The 16,732-nt window shown below is 63.4% G+C and carries 18 protein-coding genes; 12 read left to right on the plus strand and 6 right to left on the minus strand.

Annotated features, from left to right (window positions below; all coding sequences use genetic code 11):
* Positions 1–10: 10 nt before the first annotated feature.
* The 3 genes from TM49_RS03475 to TM49_RS03485 all read right to left on the minus strand — a co-directional run bounded on the left by TM49_RS03475 (position 11) and on the right by TM49_RS03485 (position 2,285).
* Positions 11–754 (minus strand): amino acid ABC transporter ATP-binding protein, encoded by a 744-nt coding sequence (locus tag TM49_RS03475; protein WP_045679550.1) that lies wholly within the window; start codon positions 752–754, stop codon positions 11–13.
* The gene (locus TM49_RS03480; protein WP_045679551.1) at positions 754–1,425 is read right to left on the minus strand and encodes an amino acid ABC transporter permease; all 672 of its coding nucleotides are present in this window, start codon (positions 1,423–1,425) and stop codon (positions 754–756) included. The genes TM49_RS03475 and TM49_RS03480 overlap by 1 nt, the downstream gene beginning before the upstream one ends.
* Before the next feature lie 71 nt (positions 1,426–1,496).
* Positions 1,497–2,285: a transporter substrate-binding domain-containing protein gene (locus TM49_RS03485; RefSeq protein WP_045679552.1), complete on the minus strand. Its 789-nt coding sequence runs from the start codon at positions 2,283–2,285 to the stop codon at positions 1,497–1,499.
* A gap of 159 nt (positions 2,286–2,444) precedes the next feature.
* On the opposite strand from TM49_RS03485, the gene TM49_RS03490 reads away from it, so the two are divergent.
* The 3 genes from TM49_RS03490 to TM49_RS03500 are packed head-to-tail and all read left to right on the plus strand — an operon-like array spanning position 2,445 to position 4,504.
* Positions 2,445–3,134, plus strand: a complete 690-nt coding sequence (locus TM49_RS03490; RefSeq protein ID WP_045679553.1) for a FadR/GntR family transcriptional regulator — start codon at positions 2,445–2,447, stop codon at positions 3,132–3,134.
* Positions 3,135–3,157: 23 nt separating this feature from the next.
* Positions 3,158–3,571: a DUF3830 family protein gene (locus TM49_RS03495; protein WP_045679554.1), complete on the plus strand. Its 414-nt coding sequence runs from the start codon at positions 3,158–3,160 to the stop codon at positions 3,569–3,571.
* Between the two features lie 30 nt (positions 3,572–3,601).
* Entirely contained in the window at positions 3,602–4,504 is a 903-nt protein-coding gene (locus tag TM49_RS03500) for a LysR family transcriptional regulator (protein WP_045679555.1), read from the plus strand.
* Positions 4,505–4,621: 117 nt separating this feature from the next.
* On the opposite strand, the gene TM49_RS03505 is transcribed toward TM49_RS03500, so the two are convergent.
* Complete coding sequence (locus tag TM49_RS03505) at positions 4,622–5,395, minus strand: HpcH/HpaI aldolase family protein (protein ID WP_201777024.1); 774 nt, start codon at positions 5,393–5,395, stop codon at positions 4,622–4,624.
* A gap of 207 nt (positions 5,396–5,602) precedes the next feature.
* Here TM49_RS03505 and TM49_RS03510 point away from each other — a divergent pair, with 207 nt between their 5' ends.
* The 9 genes from TM49_RS03510 to TM49_RS03550 all read left to right on the plus strand — a co-directional run bounded on the left by TM49_RS03510 (position 5,603) and on the right by TM49_RS03550 (position 14,058).
* On the plus strand, positions 5,603–6,172 hold the full coding sequence (locus TM49_RS03510; RefSeq protein WP_052699699.1) for a TRAP transporter small permease: 570 nt from the start codon (positions 5,603–5,605) through the stop codon (positions 6,170–6,172).
* A complete protein-coding gene (locus TM49_RS03515) occupies positions 6,169–7,449 on the plus strand; it encodes a TRAP transporter large permease (protein WP_045679556.1) in 1,281 nt (426 codons plus the stop codon). Before TM49_RS03510 ends, TM49_RS03515 begins: the two co-directional genes overlap by 4 nt.
* 53 nt (positions 7,450–7,502) lie before the next feature.
* Entirely contained in the window at positions 7,503–8,474 is a 972-nt protein-coding gene (locus TM49_RS03520) for a TRAP transporter substrate-binding protein (protein WP_045679557.1), read from the plus strand.
* A gap of 146 nt (positions 8,475–8,620) precedes the next feature.
* Positions 8,621–10,036 (plus strand): dihydropyrimidinase, encoded by a 1,416-nt coding sequence (gene hydA / locus TM49_RS03525; RefSeq protein ID WP_045679558.1) that lies wholly within the window; start codon positions 8,621–8,623, stop codon positions 10,034–10,036.
* A gap of 122 nt (positions 10,037–10,158) precedes the next feature.
* On the plus strand, positions 10,159–11,061 hold the full coding sequence (locus TM49_RS03530) for a LysR family transcriptional regulator (protein ID WP_045679559.1): 903 nt from the start codon (positions 10,159–10,161) through the stop codon (positions 11,059–11,061).
* A gap of 15 nt (positions 11,062–11,076) precedes the next feature.
* Complete coding sequence (locus TM49_RS03535; RefSeq protein WP_045679560.1) at positions 11,077–11,973, plus strand: LysR family transcriptional regulator; 897 nt, start codon at positions 11,077–11,079, stop codon at positions 11,971–11,973.
* A 129-nt stretch (positions 11,974–12,102) separates the two neighbouring features.
* Positions 12,103–12,864: a carboxymuconolactone decarboxylase family protein gene (locus tag TM49_RS03540; protein ID WP_045679561.1), complete on the plus strand. Its 762-nt coding sequence runs from the start codon at positions 12,103–12,105 to the stop codon at positions 12,862–12,864.
* Positions 12,865–13,000: 136 nt separating this feature from the next.
* Positions 13,001–13,660 (plus strand): NADPH-dependent F420 reductase, encoded by a 660-nt coding sequence (locus tag TM49_RS03545; RefSeq protein ID WP_045679562.1) that lies wholly within the window; start codon positions 13,001–13,003, stop codon positions 13,658–13,660.
* 2 nt (positions 13,661–13,662) lie between these two features.
* A complete protein-coding gene (locus TM49_RS03550) occupies positions 13,663–14,058 on the plus strand; it encodes a (R)-mandelonitrile lyase (protein WP_045684705.1) in 396 nt (131 codons plus the stop codon).
* A 63-nt stretch (positions 14,059–14,121) separates the two neighbouring features.
* Here TM49_RS03550 and TM49_RS03555 read toward each other — a convergent pair whose 3' ends face one another.
* A complete protein-coding gene (locus tag TM49_RS03555; RefSeq protein ID WP_045679563.1) occupies positions 14,122–15,228 on the minus strand; it encodes a calcium:cation antiporter in 1,107 nt (368 codons plus the stop codon).
* Between the two features lie 51 nt (positions 15,229–15,279).
* Entirely contained in the window at positions 15,280–16,713 is a 1,434-nt protein-coding gene (locus tag TM49_RS03560; RefSeq protein ID WP_144409464.1) for a TolC family protein, read from the minus strand.
* Positions 16,714–16,732: the final 19 nt, after the last annotated feature.

Consider the following 16,732-nt stretch of genomic DNA (forward strand, 5'->3'; position numbering starts at 1 on the left):
TGTTTGTTGTTCAATGATTGAGAACCGCGCGCAGGAAATCGCGCGTGCGCTGTTCGCGGGGACTGTCGAAGATGTCCGGCGGCGTGCCAGCCTCGACGATCCGCCCGCCATCCATGAAGATGACGCGGTCGGCGACCTGCCGGGCAAAGCCCATTTCGTGGGTCACGACGACCATGGTGACACCGGTCTTTGCCAGATCGCGCATCACATCGAGCACCTCGCCGACCATTTCCGGATCAAGCGCCGAAGTCGGCTCGTCGAACAGCATGACCCGCGGTTCCATGGCAAGGGCGCGGGCGATCGCCACGCGCTGCTGCTGACCGCCGGAAAGCTGGCCGGGATATTTTTCCGCCTGCTCTGCAATCCCCACCCGCTCGAGCAGCTTCAGCGCCTGCACCCGTGCATGGTCGGATGGTGTGCGCCTGACGCGCATCGGCGCGAGCATCACGTTCTTCACCACGGTCATGTGCGGAAACAGGTTGAAGTTCTGGAACACCATCCCGACCTCGGCCCGCACCTGGGCGAGCGACGGACCACGCTCGACGGGCAAGCCATCGATCTCGATGACGCTGTCCTTCGAAAAATCCTCAAGCCGGTTGATGCAGCGAATCAGCGTCGATTTGCCGGAGCCGGACGGGCCGACGACGCAGACGACCTCGCCCTCGGCAATATCCAGGTCGATGCCATGGAGCACCGTGAAGTCGCCGTAAGCCTTGACCAGGCCGCGAACGGAAACAAGCGTGCGGGACGCCATCAGCGCCTCCCTCTGCTGAAGCGTGTCTCAAGCCGCGAAACCACCGCGACCATGGGCCAGAGCAGCACGATATAGATCAGCGCGGCACCGATCAGCGGTGTCGGGTTGGCGGCAAGGGCCTGCGCCTGGGTTGCCTGCTTCAGCAGGTCCGGCATGGCCACGACGGAGGCGAGCGCCGTGTCCTTCAGAACATTGATGCAATTGTTGGTCAATGGCGGGATGACAATCCGGATTGCCTGCGGCAGCACGACATCGACCATGGTGTTGCGCTCGGAAAGCCCGAGTGCAGCCGAGGCCTCGAACTGTCCGCGCGGGATCGCCTCGATGCCGGCGCGAAAGATTTCCGCCGTATAGGCGGCAGAGACCAGCGAAAGGGCGGTGACGGCGGACAGGAAGGCGGAAAGCCGGATGCCGACAAACGGCAGGGCGTAGTAGACGACGATGAGTAGCACCAGCAGCGGTATCGAGCGGAAGATGTCGATATAGCCACGGATGCAGAATGCGATGAACTGCGGCGCATAGAGGCGGGTGACGGCAAGGAGAAGGCCGCCGGCAAGGCCCGCAAGGATGCTGACGATCCCGATTTCGAGCGTCACCAGCAGGCCGCGCAGCAATTGCGGCAGGCTGTCGAGAAACACCCCGACATTCAGGAAGGTATTGATCAGGTCCATGGAAGCTCCGGGGCGGGACCGGTCGCAGCGCTTGCGACCGGCCTGAATGCGGATGGATCGCGGATGCGGCGTTACTTGGCCGCCGGCATATCCAGGACTTCAATGGTCGAGGTGCCGGCCTCCGGCTCCATGCCGAACCAGTTCTCGTAGATTTCGGCGAGCGTGCCGTCTTCCTTCATCGCGGTGATCACGCCGTTGACGTCGGCAGCAAGCGGCGCGTCCTTGGCGAACATGATCGAGTATTTTTCGCCGGTCGGGATGCGTTCGACGACCTTCAGCTCCGGCTTGTCCTTCACGTAGTAAAGCACGGCCGGGATATCCGAGATGTAGCCGTCGATGCGGCCGGCCGCGAGATCGAGCATGGCCGGCGAAAGCCCTTCATAACGGCGAATATCGGAGAAGCCGTACTCGTCCTTGTGTCCTTCCGACCACATGTCACCGGTCGATCCGGTGTCGACACCGACGACCTTGCCATCCATGTCACCAAGCCCGGAAATGCCCGAAGATGTCGTCGCCGACAGCGACTGGTCACTATCGTAATAGGGCTGGGCGAAGGACACGGATTCGAGACGCTTCTCGGTAATCGTGATCGACGAGACCGCCATATCGATGCGGCCCGACTGCACGGCCGGGAACAGGCCGTTGAACGGCGTGTTGACGAATTCGACCGTTTTGTCGAGGCGGTCCGCAATCTCGTTGACCAGATCGACCTCGAAGCCGACGGTCGTGCCGCTGGCGTCCTCGAATTCCCACGGCACGTTGCCGATATTGGCGCCGACGGTCCAGTCGGCGGCTTGCGCGCCGGCAGCGGCAAGCGCCGCCACGGCGGACAGAAGCGTGAGTTTCAGTGCGTATTTCATGTGCTTTCCCCTTGTGTTTATTCGATAACTCCGTCTAGACTGGCTTAACTGGATAAACCGGTCTGACCAGTTAGGCCAATCATGCATGGCTTTTTCCGCTTTGCAAGACGGGCCGCGAAAAAATAGACTGAGGAAACGCAGACCAAGCCCGGGGACCGAATGCTCAACAAGACACTTTTGCCGCAATCGGTCGCACGCCAGCTCCAGGGCATGATACAGTCCGGGCAGCTGGCGGACGGTGAGAAAATCCCCTCCCAGCGCGCGCTCTCGCAGAAATTCGGCATCAGCCGCCCCTCCCTGCGCGAGGCGCTGCTGACGCTCGAAACGCTGGGGCTGGTGAAGACCGAACCCGGCCGCGGCACCTTCGTCACCCGCAACCGCCAGCAGAACGCGGGCGAGGCCGAAGCATGGCGTTATGCCGACAGCTATTCCGTGTTCGACGTGTTCCAGACCCGGATCATGCTCGAAGGCGAAATCGCGCGCCTTTCCGCCGGCCGGCTGACCCACCATCAGCTTGATCTGATGGAGCAGGCGACTGCGACCATGGAGGAGAGCTGGGAGCGGCAGGACCTGATCGCCAATGTCGAGGCCGATCTGGAGTTTCACGGCACCATCGTTTCGGCCTGCGCTAACGCCATGTTGCGGAGCCTCTACGCGGATGTCCGGGACAAGCTGACCGAGACCCAGCGCCAGCCGATCCCGCGCACCGACCCGGAACGCATGAAGGCGTCCGTCGGCGAGCACCGCATCATCATCGCGGCTCTGCGCGCGGGCGATGGCGAGGCCGCCGGCAATGAGATGCAGCAACACATCCGAAACACGGCGCAATGCGCCGGCCTTCGTCCCTGATCCACCGAGACCCCGGACACATCATGAAACTGAAAATCACCGCCGGCCCCTTCGTTTTCGATGCTGTGCTGGAAACCGAAAGCGCCCCCGAAACATGCCGGTCCTTTGCCGCTCACCTGCCCTTCAAGAGCCAGGTCGTGCATGTGCGATGGTCGGGCGAAGGCGTCTGGATACCGCTCGGAACCAAGGATTTCGGCGTCGGTTACGAAAACCACACGAGCTATCCAGCGCCCGGGCAGATCGTTCTCTATCCCGGCGGCATCAGCGAGACGGAAATCCTGCTGGCCTATGGCGGCGTTCATTTTGCCTCGAAGATGGGGCAGCTTGCCGGCAACCACTTCATCACCATCACTTCCAATCTCGACAAACTGGCCGAACTCGGCAAGATGACCCTGTGGGAGGGGGCACAGGACATCGTATTCGAAAGGGCCGGGTGAGGAGACCGGCCTAAAGGAAGCGACCGGACATTGAACCTCAGGCAGCTCGAAATCTTTCACGCGGTGATGGCAAGCGGCACGACCGTGGGCGCGGCAGAAGCGCTCGGCATGTCGCAGCCGGCGGTCAGCAACGCGATCCGGCATCTCGAAAGCGTTGTCGGCTTCGCCCTGTTCGAGCGGATCAGCAACCGGCTGGTGGCGACGGAGGAAGCAAAGCTGCTTTATGCCCGCGCCGAACCGATCTTCCAGCTGCAGCAGACGGTCAACCAGAGCGCGGCCGACATCAAGGCCGGCCATATTGGCCGCATCCGCGTGGTCGCGACGTCGGAAGTGACGGAATCGCTGGTACCGATGGCAATGCGCGAATTCCTGGAGCGTTTCCCGGAGGTCTTCGTGGTGCTCGACACCAAGCCGCTGCACAATGTGCTGGAAGCGGTCGAGGCGGGCATTGCCGATGTCGGCTTCGCCATCGACCCCGGCGAACGGCACTCGCTCATCCTGCAGCCGATCGACGAGTTGCGCACCGTCTGCGTCTGCGCCGCAGACAGTCCGCTTTCAAGCCTGCCCTTCGTCACGCCGCAGGATCTCGCACGTGAGCGGCTGATCTGCCCGCTTTCGGGCACGCGGATCGCCATGCTCCTGGAAGAGGCGTTTCGCAAATCCGCCATTCCCTACGAGCCGAAGGTCGAGGTTCGTTTCCTCAACGCCGCTGCGCGGATCGTACAGGAGGGTTGGGGCGCGGCCCTGCTTGACGAGGTCACCGCTACATCGGGCCATTATTCGGACCTGACAGTCTTGCCGTTCGAGCCGCGCATTCCGCGCCCGCTGACTGCTATCCTGCCGCGCAATCACGCCGTATCGCGGCATTCCCGCGAATTCGTCAAGATTTTCACGCTGACCACCGGGACCCGGATCGCGGAAATCCGCAGCTAGAGCGCCATGCATCCATTCGGATGCACAAAGGACGCTCCAACCTATTGAACCTACGCATCGACCGGAGCGGAGCGAGGATCGATAAGATTATGCGTCTAAAACAAATGAATAGAGCGCTCAGACCTGCTCGGTGATCTGCCGGAAGTCGGCCATCGTGCGCTGCGCGCCCTCGAACAGCAGGTTGATCTCGTTTGTGGCGACAATCATGTCGGCGCCGAAGGCAAGCGCCTGCTCGCGCACACGGTCCGGCGGCAGACCCATGGCGCCGAACGACTTGCCATGGCGCATGGCGGCCGCACCGATCCTGCGGAAGGCCTGCTGCACGACGTCATGGCCGATATCGCCGACATGGCCGATCGCGGCGGCGAGATCGTTGGAGCCGATCATCAGCCCGTCAATGCCGGCAAGCGCGGCGATATCATCCGCCGCATCAAGCCCGCTCCGGCTCTCGATCATGGCGATGACCCTTGTCGTGGCCTCGGCCTTGGCGATCAGTTCGGCCACCGGCACCGGCTCGAACCCGGTCATCGCCAGCGGCCCGGGCAGTGCCCGGCCGCCGGTCGGCAGGAACCGCGTCTTCTCGACAATCGCGCGCGCCTGCTCGAGCGTATCGACATGGGGCACGATCACGCCGATCGCGCCGCAATCGAGCACGCGCGCAATGTCCGGCGAGGACGGCCCTGTGACACGGGCATAGACCGGCAGGCCGGCAAGCAGGCCAGCCACCGAGATATCGGTCAGGCTGTCGAGGCCGATGCGGCCGTGTTCCATGTCCACGACAATGAAATCGAAACCGGTGCGCCGCGCGACCGCGACCGTTTCGACCGTGTTCATGACACAGATGGCGAGACCGATGGCGGCGGCGCGGGACGAAGGGACATTCTGGTGCATGATCTATCCGGTTTTTGACTGCGACTTGGACCCGACGGGTCGGTTTCTTTATCGGCATCGCAGACGCGATAGGCAATGCAAAAACTGCCTATTATTTATGCATGCCTAAATATAATACACCGGCCTCTGGCGACCCTGCCAAACTCCGCTAAGCTGATCCCCATCGACACGACGCCGATTTCGCGGCGGAGCAAAACTGGAACAGACATGCAAACCGAACTTTCCGTTGCGCAAGAAGATGCGCGGGGCGGAGCATCCCGGCTGCGCGCATTGCCGGGCCTCGCTCTGACACTGCTGCGCCACCTCGTCGACATCGTTGCGGCCTGCCTGTTCATCTATATGGCCTTCGCCATTCTAGTGCAGATTCTCGGCCGCTACGTCTTCAACTACTCGATCGCCGGCACGGAAGAAACCGCGACCTTTGCCCAGATCTGGCTGGTGATGCTCGGCGCCGGCATCGCCATGCGCCACCGCCAGCATGTCGGCGTCGATGTGCTGATCGTGCGCTGCCCGGTCTTTCTGCAGAAGCTCGTCGGCGGCCTTTCCTTCCTGCTCGGCCTCTGGTTTCTGGTGGTCGTCATCAATGGCAGTTTCGGCCTTGTCGCGATCGGCATGATGGTGAAGTCGGCAGCTCTGCGTCTGCCACTCGTCATCCCCTATGCCGCAATTCCGGTGGGCATGACCTATTTCGCGCTCGAATTCACGATCGCCACCCTGCCCGACCTTTTGAGCCGCAAGAAAAACACCGCAAGCGCCGAACACGGAGAACTGCTATGAGCCTTGCTTTTGGCGGTTTTGCCCTCCTGATCTTCTCCGGCATGCCGATCGTGCTGGCGCTTGGCGTGGCAGCGTTGGTCACCATCGTTGCCTTCACCGACGTGCCGCTCACCATCATCGCCCAGCGCGTCTATGGCGGCGTCAATTCCTTTCCGCTGATGGCAATCCCGTTCTTCGTGGCCGCAGGCCTGATCATGGAAGCCGGCGGCATTGCGCGCCGCTTCGTCGAGCTTGCCACCGCGCTGGTCGGCTGGATCACCGGCAGCCTGTTCATGGTGGCGATCGTGACCGGCACCGGCCTTGCCGCGATTTCGGGCTCCGGTTCCGCCGATACGGCGGCGATCAGCTCTATCCTCGTGCCGGAGATGAAGAAGCGCCGCTACAATGTCGATATGGCCGTCTCGATCATCGCGGCTTCAGGCTCCATGGCTTCGATCATTCCGCCGAGCATCGTCATGGTGGTGATCGCGATCACCTCGAACCAGTCGATCGGCGCGATGTTTCTCGGCGGTATCGGCCCCGGAATCCTGATTTCCGCCAGCCTGCTGGTCGGCGCATGGCTTTATGCCAGAAACGGCGGCGAAACCTATCGCGATGCCGAACCCTTCTCGCTGAAGCGCCTGTGGACCGTCTTCGTCGATGCCGTGCCTGCGCTTTTCGTACCGATCATCATCGTCGGCGGCATTGTCGGTGGCGTGTTCACCGCCACCGAGGCCGCCTGCATCGCCGTCTTCGTCACGCTCGGCATTTCCTGTTTCATCTACCGCGAGCTGAAACTTTCGGAACTCGGACCGCTGATCCTGCGCACCGTCAGCCTGTCGGCCGCGGTGCTGATCATCGTCTCGACGGCGAGCATCTTCTCCTGGATCATCGCCTCGCTCGGCGTGACCCGGGCCCTTGACGCCTGGCTGCGCGATGTCGCCGCATCTCCGTTTGCCTTCCTCCTGATCGTCAACCTCCTGCTGCTCGTGGTCGGCATGTTCATGGAGAGCATCTCGGCGATCCTGATCCTGCTGCCGGTGCTGATGCCGATCGCCATCGGCTATGGCATCGATCCGGTCCAGTTCGGCGTGCTGACCGCACTCAACCTGTCGATCGGCCTGATCACGCCGCCCTATGGCATCTGCCTCTATGTCGCTTCCATGGTTGCCGGCAGGCGGATCGAACAGGCGGCATCCAAGGTCTGGCTGCCATTGATACCGATGATCATCGTCCTGCTGCTGACGGCCTTCGTCCCGGCCGTGACGCTGTTCCTGCCCAATCTGGTCTACCGCTGACAAGCGACGTCCCGATCACTCCAACCTGCCCAAAAAACAACAAGGGGAATACCATGAAACACATACCGGCCCTCGGGCTCGCAGCCCTCCTGTGCACCACCGCCATGCCGGCCTTCGCCGCCGATTACGTCTTCAAGATTGCCCACACCAACGCCGCCGACGAGGTGCAGGACAAGGGCCTGCAGCTGATGCGGGACCTGCTCGAGAAAAAGACCGATGGGCGCGCCACCATCGAGATCTTCCCGAACGGCGTGCTTGGCGATGAGGCCCAGCTTGTCGAAAGCACCATGCTTGGCACGCTCGACATGGCGATGACAGCGAACTCGACGATCTCCAACTACATCACCGACTACCGCGTCTTCGACCTGCCCTTCCTGTTCACCAGCATCGAGGCGCTGAGCGACAAGCTGGAAGACGAAGAGGTCTATGCCGCCATGGAGACCTCGGCCGAAACCGCCGGCTTCGAACTGATCGGCGTCTTCTCCTCCGGCATCCGCCACATCATGACCAAGGAGCCGGTTGCAAGCATCGAGGATATTCGGAACCTGAAGATCCGCACGATGCAGAACCCGATCCATGTCGACGCCTTCCGTTCCTTCGGCGCCAACCCGACGCCACTTGCCTATTCCGAGCTTTACGGCGCGCTTCAGAGTGGTGTTGTCGATGGCGCGGAAGGGGCCGCCACCAACTATACCGGCCAGAAGCTCTATGAAGTCGCGCCCGATTTCGCCATTCTCGGCTGGCTGAACATGACGGCCGTGCTGTTCATGAACGAGGGCATGTTTGCCGGCCTGCCGGAAGACATCCAGGTGGCACTGAAGGAAAGCGGCGAGGAAGCAGCCGTGTGGCAGCGCCAGTATGTCGACGACCAGGAGAAGCCGCTGCTTGACGCACTGGTCGAAAATGGCGTTACCATCAGCCATCCGGATCCGGCACCATTCCGCGAGGCCGTCATACCGCTTTACAACGAGATGCTGGAAACTGACAGCCAGAAGGCGCTGTTCGCGCTGGCGACTGAGGACTGATTGAAGAGGCGGCGGCCTATGCCGGCCGCCGCCTCGGGCATCCGGCCCGCCTTGAGGAAAAGGCAGCCCGAGAAGCAATGCCATCGAAAGACGCCCGTCTTGCGCCAATAGGCGTCGGACAGAGAGAATGAGACCGAGGAATTCCGATGACCTTCGACACGATCATCAAGGGCGGCACCATCGTCACCGCCGCCGACGCCTTCATGGCCGATATCGGCATCCGCAATGGCCGGATCGCCGCCATCGGCGAGGCGCTTGAGGGGGCGGGGACCGTCATCGACGCCACCGGCCGCCTCGTCATGCCGGGCGGCATCGACAGCCATGTCCACATCGCCCAGCCCGGCGCGCCCGAAGTGGTGATGGCCGAGGATTTTACGAGCGGCACGATCGCCGCCGCCTTCGGCGGCAACACCACCGTCATGCCGTTCTGCCTGCAGCAGCGGGGCCAGTCGCTGCGCGAGGCGCTGAAGGCCTATCACGCCGAGGCCGAAGGTCGCTGCCATGTCGATGTCAGCTTCCACCTCATCCTCACCGACCCGACTCCCGGCGTGCTCGGGCAGGAACTGCCGGCGCTGGTCGAGGAAGGCTATACTTCGCTCAAGGTGTTCATGACCTATGACGACATGGTGCTGAAGGACCGCGAGTTGCTGGAGGTGATGGCCGCAGCCCGGCGCACCGGCGCCTTCGTCATGGTCCATGCCGAGGGCTATGACACGATCCGCTTCCTCGCAGACGCGCTGGAGGCCGAGGGCAAGACGGCGCCCTATTACCACGGTCCCTCGCGTCCCGTCGCCGTCGAGCGCGAGGCAACCCACCGGGCGATTTCCTTCGCCGAGATCACCGATGTGCCGATCATGATCGTGCATGTCTCCAACCGTCAGGCGATGGAGGAGATCGAGCGCGCCCGAAGGCGTGGCCTCAACATCTACGGCGAGACCTGCCCGCAATATCTGGTGCTGACCGAAGAGGACATGGATGGCGCGGCGATGGAGGGGGCCAAATTCGTCTGCAGCCCGCCGCCGCGCACCACCGAGGACCAGGCCGCCTGCTGGGAAGGCCTGCAGCACGGCATCTTCTCCGTGTTCTCCTCAGACCACTGCCCCTATCGCTTTGCCGAGGATGGCAAGCTGACGGCGAAGGCCCATGATGGCTTCCGCTGGGTGCCGAACGGCATTCCGGGCATCGAGACGCGTCTGCCGATCCTGTTTTCCGAAGGCGTGAAGAAGGGCCGCATCAGCCTCAACCAGTTCGTGGCGCTGACCGCGACCAACCACGCCAAGACCTACGGGCTCTACCCGAAGAAGGGTACGATCGCGGTTGGGGCGGATGCCGATATCGTGCTGTGGGACCCGGAGATGACCCGCACCATCGACCAGGCCGACCTGCATCACGGCTGCGACTACACGCCCTATCAGGGTCTTGAGGTCACAGGCTGGCCGGTGATGACCATGCTGCGCGGACGGGTGGTGACCGATGGCGAGACACTGGTGAACGAAGCACCCGGCGGGGAATATCTCGCCCGCGAGCGGTCGCCGCTGGTCGAGGGCCGACAGGCGCTCTGAGATGACCTTGGCCGGAACGACCACCTCGTTTTTATCATCCATGCAATGAAATTCATTCATTCTTGAGAAGCCGAGAATGCGCTATAGTTTCTCTTTTGGCGAAATCGAGTGGGATGCCGGGGATGAAACGCGAGGAACTTGCCGACCTGACCGTCCTTCTTGCCGTGGTCGAGGAGGGCAATTTCACCCGCGCGGCGGTGCGGCTCGGCATTTCGCAGTCGGCGGTCAGCCATACCATCAGGCGGCTTGAGGCGGCGCTTGGCTTCAGGGCACTGAACCGGACCTCGCGCAGCGTCTCGCTGACCGACATGGGGGAGAAGCTGATCGCCTCGCTGCGCCCCGGCCTTGCACAGATCGAGGAGCGGATCGAGGAACTGCGCTCGATCGGCGACAGGCCGAGCGGGCTTGTCCGCATCACCGCGTCCCTGGCTGCCGTCAGGGCGATTTTGTGGCCGGTGATGACGGAGATTTCGCGCGACTACCCCGATATCCAGATCGAGATCAACACCAACAGCCGGCTCTCGGACCTGGCGGAGGGCCGGTTCGATGCCGCCGTCAGGCTTGCGGAAATGGTCGGGCCGGACCTCATCGCCGTACCGGTCGGGCCGGCCGTGGCGATGGCCGCCGTCGCCTCCCCGGACTATCTTGCCGGCCGCGGCGTGCCCGAACATCCAGACGAGCTTGCCCGCCACGACTGTATCGTCATGCGCTTCGGCGCCAACACCGCGCCCTATGACTGGGAATTCGAAGGCCGCGGCGAGGAAATCGTCCGCAAGGTGTCAGGCCCATTCATCTTCAACGAATCCGAACTCTGCATCAGAGCCGCGCTTGAAGGTTTCGGGATTGCCTACATCCCCCTGCCGGAGGTGGAAACGGAGATTGCAGACGGCAGGCTCCAGCGGGTTCTGGCCGACTGGTGCGAGCCGTTCGAGGGGTTTCACCTCTGCTATTCCAGCCGGCGCCAGATGAGCTCGGCGCTGCGCATCGTCATCGACCGCCTGCGCTACCGCATCGCCGGCACATAATCGGAAGGAAACGCCATGCTGCGCGAAAACATCAACGACCTGATCGCGCTTTCCGTCGTCGCCGAGGAGCGCAGTTTCACCCGCGCGGCGGCAAGGCTGAATGTCTCGCAATCCGCGCTCAGCCACACGATCAAGGCGCTCGAGACCCGGCTGGGTCTTCGGCTTCTGACCCGCACGACACGCTCGGTCTCGCCGACGCTTGAGGGCGAGGATCTGCTGGCGACGCTCGATCCGTGCTTCGAAACGATCGAGGCGCGCCTGCAGGCGCTCACCGACACGCAGGGCGAGCCATCGGGTATCGTCCGGATCGTTTCCACCGATTACGCGATCGAAACGCTGTTGTGGCCCAAGCTTGCGCCCGTCTTGAAGAAACACCCGGCGGTCAAGGTCGAGTTCGTCATGGACTATGGCTACACCGACCTGGCCTCCGCCCAGTGCGATGCCGGCGTGCGCTACGGCGAGCAGGTCAGCGAAGGCATGATCGCCACGCGCATCGGACCGGATGAACGCATGGTCTGCGTCGGAGCCCCGGCCTATTTCGCCGAGCGCGGCACGCCGCAGACGCCACAGGAACTGAGCGAGCACGAATGCGTGAACCTCAGGCTTTCCAACCACGGCGCGCTCTATGGCTGGGAGTTCACCGATCGCGACGGCCGCGAGTTCCGGGTCAAGGTCGAGGGCCAGGCCTGCTTCAACACGATCGCGCCCGTGGCCACGGCGGCGCGCGACGGTTTCGGCCTCGCCTTCGTGCCGGAACGGCTTGTTGCCACGGACATCGCCGCTGGTCGGCTCGCCATCTGCCTTGAGGAGTATTCTCCGTTTTTCCCCGGCATGCATTTTTACTATCCGAGCCGGCAACGCTCGTCTTCGGCCTTCCAGGTCGTCCTTGACGCGCTGCGCGAGCGTGCCTGACAGGCCGTTCATGAGCTGAGATCATAAGTGCATTCAAAAATCCCGTCATTAACTCCGGCTCCCCGGGCACCAGATGAGTGGTGCGACAGACATCGCACCGATCACGATTGGCCCCATAGGAGACCAGATATGAAACGTATCCTCGCAGCCTCTGCATTTGCACTTGCTTCCACTGCCGCCGCCGCCCAGGACCTTTCGACGACCGTGCCCGACGCCGTCGGCCAGGTTGCGCCGGCGCTTCAGGCCTATTCCAGCGACGACCTGATCGGCAAGGTCTGGGAAGGTGAAGAGCTTTCGATGCGTGATCGCGCGCTTGTCACCTTCGCCGCGCTGATGACGATGCACCAGATGGAAGACTTCCCGGCCTTCACCGCGCTGGCGCTCGATGCCGGTGTGGAGCCTGCCGAACTCTCCGAGACCATCACCCACCTCGCCTTCTACACCGGCTGGGGCAATGCGACCGCCGCCGCCGAGGCCATGGCGCCGGTCTATGCGGAGCGCGGCATCGGCGCGGACCAGCTGCCTTCGACCGATCCGGAGCTTCTGCCGCTTGACGAGGAAGCCGAAGCGGCACGCCAGGAAAACGTCTCCGGCAATTACGGCAATGTCAGCCAGGGCGTGGTCGACAATACCGAGCAGCTTCTGTTCCTCGACCTCTGGCTTCGCCCGGACCTTGAGCCGCGCGACCGCAGCATGGTCACCGTTGCCGCGCTGATTGCCGCCGGCCAGCCGGAGCAGATGACCTTCCACCTGAACCGCGCCATGGATAACGGCCTGACCCAGGAAGAGGCCGGCGCGATGCTCTCCCACCTCGCCTTCTACACCGGCTGGCCGCGCGTGTTCTCGGCAATGCCGGTGGCAAAACAGGTCTTCGAAGACCGGGCCGGCTGATCCGGCACGATGAATCGGAAAGGGCGGCCGCGCCCTTTCCGGCATGATCGATGAATATGGTTCATTGATGCTAGGAACGGTTCCACCCTTCCCTCATGCGCCCGGAACTCTATCTTGAGCGCCAAGGAGATCGGTCATGAAGATCGCGATACTGGGCTCGGGCAGAATGGGCGCGGCGCTTGGCCAGTGCTGGAGCGCCTGCGGCCACGACGTCGTCTTTTCCTATTCCCGCAGCGACGGCAAGCTTGCCCGCCTTGCCGATGCATCCGGCGCCGATTGGGCTTCCGTCGGTGACGCGGTCCGCGGAGCGGACGCCATTCTGCTCGCTGTCCACTGGAGCCGCGTCGACGACGTGCTGGATCAGGCCGGCGATCTTTCCGGCATCGTTGCGCTCAACTGTTGTGTGCCGCTCGACGCATCCGACAGCGAACTTGTCGTCGGGATGAACACCTCGGGCGCGGAGGCGCTCGCAAGACGCCGCCCTGATGCACGCTGGATCGGCTGCTTCAATACCTCGCCCTCCGAAGCGATCCCGGCCGTCTTCGAACGACGCGGCAAAGCGGAGCGTCCGCACATGATGTTCTACGGCGATGATCGCTCTGCCAAGGCCCTCGCCGCCGGACTTATCGGCGATATCGGCTTCGAGGCGCTCGACACCGGCGGGCTTAGGAACGCTCGCTTTATCGAACCCTTCGCGATGGCGACCGTCGAACTTGCCTATGTGCAGCCCGGCGGGCCGGAGCTCACTTACAGATTTCAAAAGATGCGCTCGACAGCGCACAACCAAGGAGAATGACCATGAAAATCATCCGTTCAGGCAGTAATCCCTCCAACAAGGGCCCTGAAGACTGGTTTACCGGCACGGTCCGCGTCGACCCGATGTTTGCCGCCGAAGAACCCGGCCGGGTCAGCGGCGCGCATGTGACCTTCGAGCCGGGCGCCCGCACCGCCTGGCACACCCACCCCGCCGGCCAGACGCTGATCGTCACCTTCGGCAAGGGCCGGGTGCAGCGCGAAGGCGGCCCGATCGAGGAAATCTCGCAGGGCGACGTCGTCTGGTTCCCTGCCGACGAGAAGCACTGGCACGGCGCTTCCCCGGAAACGGCCATGAGCCACATCGCCGTCCAGGAAAGCATCAACGGCAGCCCCGTCACCTGGATGGAGAAGGTCTCCGACGAAGACTACAAGGGCTGATCCGACGTGCGGAGCGGGCGGAAACGCCCGCCCGGCGCGCGCCGCGTGCTCCCACATGTCATATCAGGGCACCAGCGTCAGAAGCACGAAGACGACGAAAATCACCAGATGCACGGTGCCCTGCAGCACCGTCGTGCGGCCCGTGCCGAGCGTGATCGTGCTGACGAACAGCGTCAGAAGCAGCATCACCAGCTGCTCGGGCTCCAGGCCCAGCGTCAGCGGATGCCCGGAGATGATGGTGAACAGCGATACGATCGGGATCGACATGCCGATGCTGGCAAGCGCCGAGCCGAGCACCAGGTTGATGCTCTGCTGGATTTTGTTCTGCAGCGCCGCCTGGATCGACGAAATGCCCTCCGGCAGCAGCACCAGCGTTGCGATGACGACACCGACGAGCGCCGACGGCAGGCCGGCTGCCGCGATCGCATGGTCGAGCGGATGCGAAAGCGCTTCGGCGAGCAGGATGACGGTGGCAAGCGCAAGCGGCAGCAGCAGCGACGAATGGAGCGTCACCCGTCCGCTCGGGGTCTCGTTGTGCTTCTGGAAGAAGTGCTCGCGCTCGGACCCGGCATCATCAACGAAATAGTTCCGGTGGCGCACGGTCTGGATGAACAGGAAGACGCCATAGAGCACCAGGCAGCAGAGGCTGATGACCAGAAGCTGCGCCCAGGAATACTGACGGTGATCCCCCGAAATGGCAAAGTCCGGCAGCACGAAGGCGAGCGTCGAGAGCGTGCCGAGCACGGCAAGCGCGGCCGATGCGGCATCGAGCTTGAAGCTCTGTTCGTGATAGATGCGTGCCCCGAGGATGAGGCAGATGCCGATGATGCCGTTGAGCACGATCATGACCGCGGAAAACACGGTATCGCGGGCGACCTCGTCGGTGCCTTCCATGCCCGACATCATGATCGAGATGATGAGCGCGACCTCGATGAGCGTCACGCAGCCTGCGAGCACGAGCGAGCCATGAGGCTCACCGATCTTCGCGCCGATCACGCCGGCATGCATGACAGAGGCGAAGATGGCGCCGCCAAGCAGCAGCACGGCGGGAATGATGAATACGAGCGAGGTCTCATGCAGAACCCCGGTCACCTCGAGACCGCTCAGGCCCGCCGCGAGGACAGGCAGGACCCAACTCCAGGTCGGAGTGGAACGGGGGTTTATGTGCATGCATTTCTCCTTGTGGCCGCCCGCGAAAGATGGCGGAGACTAGCGAGGCGTTTACGGAACCCGGCCCGGCGAGGCCATGGAGTTGCCGAGAACAAAGGCGAGGTTGGCGGCGGCGGCGAACGAAGCCTCCCGTGCATCACCCTCCGCCATGCGGGCATTGGCAAGGTCCGCCTCGGCGGCGGCGGCGGCCGTGACCGTGCCGACGCCGTTCTTGTAGGCTTCGAGCGCGGCGTCATAGGTGCGGTCGGCGGCGTTCACCATCTTGACGGCGGCGTTGTGAGAGGCGATCGCGCTGGTCAGTCCGTTGGAAGCGACGACGATCTCGCGCGCGGCCGCGTCCTTCAGCCGCTCGAAATCGCTTGAGGCAGTGGCGGCGCGGCTTTCCGCCTCCTTCATCGCCGCCTCGCGCATTCCGCCATCGTAAAGCGGGAATGTCAGGCCGACGAAGACATTGCCATTGACGCCGCTGGCATTGGCGGTGGGCAGTCCCCTGACGGTGGCATTCGCGCTGTAGGTCGAAAGCGTACCGTAGACGCCGATCTTCGGCATGAAGGTCGCCCGGGTTACGTCGACGCCCGATTGCGAGGCTTTCACTGCGGCATATCCGGCGAGAATGTCCGGGCGGCGGGCCAGCGCGAGGTCGATCATCGTCGCAATCGGCGTCTGGACCGAGCTTGGCAGCCGCCGATTGTCGTTGCTCCTGACCTTGAGATTGACCATCGGCGAGATACCGACCGCGGCGAGCAGCGCCTGATAGGCATCGTCCTCGTCGCCTTTCGACTGCACCACGCGGAACTCGCCCTGCGCAACGAGCTGCTCGGCCTGTGCAACCTCCACGGACGTGGCAAGCCCGGCCTTTCGCTTGGCATTGACGGCATCGGCGAGCGTGCGCGCATTGCCGAGCGACTGCACCGCCACGCGCTGATGCATGCGCGCGGCGTTATACTGATGGTAGGCGGCCGTGACCTGGAAGATCAGCTGCTGATGGGCGGCGTTGAACTTGTAGTTGGCGGCGAGCGACAGCTCTTCGGCGGCGGAAACGGCCGCGCTGCGTCCGCCGAAATCGAAGGCCAGCCACTGCAGGGCGATGAACGGCGCCACGCCGTCGATATTGGTGTCGAAATAGGAGCTGCCGCCAACCGGGATCGGCAGGGGCGAGGTGTTGGTTCCCGTGCCCGCCAGAACATTGGCGGTGATGAAGGGAAGGTAGGTCGCTTCCGCCATGCCGACAGCGACGGCGGCCCGGCGCGCATCCTCCCAGGCGGCGCGTGTGGTCGGATTGCTGCGCTGGGCAAGATCGATCAGTTCCGGCAGGCCATAGTTGCGGCTCTCGTCGACCTCGGGTCGGGAGATCGCAAGCGCACCTTCAGCCTCCGCACTGGCTCTGAGGGATGTCGCGCCATCCATCCACGGCTGGTCGGGCGAAGCGGGTGCGAGCTTGAGGGCATCCGCCGAACAGGAGGCGAGCAGCACCGCGGCAGCCATTGCTGCTGCCGATTGCCAT

The sequence above is a fragment of the Martelella endophytica genome, from assembly GCF_000960975.1.
GTDB classification, from domain to species: Bacteria; Pseudomonadota; Alphaproteobacteria; order Rhizobiales; family Rhizobiaceae; genus Martelella; species Martelella endophytica.

Coding starts and splice junctions, on each gene's coding strand:
- TM49_RS03475 (WP_045679550.1), bottom strand. CDS start 754: ATGGCGTCCCGCACGCTTGTTTCCGTTCGCGGCCTGGTCAAGGCTTAC.
- TM49_RS03480 (WP_045679551.1), bottom strand. CDS start 1,425: ATGGACCTGATCAATACCTTCCTGAATGTCGGGGTGTTTCTCGACAGC.
- TM49_RS03485 (WP_045679552.1), bottom strand. CDS start 2,285: ATGAAATACGCACTGAAACTCACGCTTCTGTCCGCCGTGGCGGCGCTT.
- TM49_RS03490 (WP_045679553.1), top strand. CDS start 2,445: ATGCTCAACAAGACACTTTTGCCGCAATCGGTCGCACGCCAGCTCCAG.
- TM49_RS03495 (WP_045679554.1), top strand. CDS start 3,158: ATGAAACTGAAAATCACCGCCGGCCCCTTCGTTTTCGATGCTGTGCTG.
- TM49_RS03505 (WP_201777024.1), bottom strand. CDS start 5,395: ATGCACCAGAATGTCCCTTCGTCCCGCGCCGCCGCCATCGGTCTCGCC.
- TM49_RS03510 (WP_052699699.1), top strand. CDS start 5,603: ATGCAAACCGAACTTTCCGTTGCGCAAGAAGATGCGCGGGGCGGAGCA.
- TM49_RS03515 (WP_045679556.1), top strand. CDS start 6,169: ATGAGCCTTGCTTTTGGCGGTTTTGCCCTCCTGATCTTCTCCGGCATG.
- TM49_RS03520 (WP_045679557.1), top strand. CDS start 7,503: ATGAAACACATACCGGCCCTCGGGCTCGCAGCCCTCCTGTGCACCACC.
- hydA (WP_045679558.1), top strand. CDS start 8,621: ATGACCTTCGACACGATCATCAAGGGCGGCACCATCGTCACCGCCGCC.
- TM49_RS03530 (WP_045679559.1), top strand. CDS start 10,159: ATGAAACGCGAGGAACTTGCCGACCTGACCGTCCTTCTTGCCGTGGTC.
- TM49_RS03535 (WP_045679560.1), top strand. CDS start 11,077: ATGCTGCGCGAAAACATCAACGACCTGATCGCGCTTTCCGTCGTCGCC.
- TM49_RS03540 (WP_045679561.1), top strand. CDS start 12,103: ATGAAACGTATCCTCGCAGCCTCTGCATTTGCACTTGCTTCCACTGCC.
- TM49_RS03545 (WP_045679562.1), top strand. CDS start 13,001: ATGAAGATCGCGATACTGGGCTCGGGCAGAATGGGCGCGGCGCTTGGC.
- TM49_RS03550 (WP_045684705.1), top strand. CDS start 13,663: ATGAAAATCATCCGTTCAGGCAGTAATCCCTCCAACAAGGGCCCTGAA.
- TM49_RS03555 (WP_045679563.1), bottom strand. CDS start 15,228: ATGCACATAAACCCCCGTTCCACTCCGACCTGGAGTTGGGTCCTGCCT.
- TM49_RS03560 (WP_144409464.1), bottom strand. CDS start 16,713: ATGGCTGCCGCGGTGCTGCTCGCCTCCTGTTCGGCGGATGCCCTCAAG.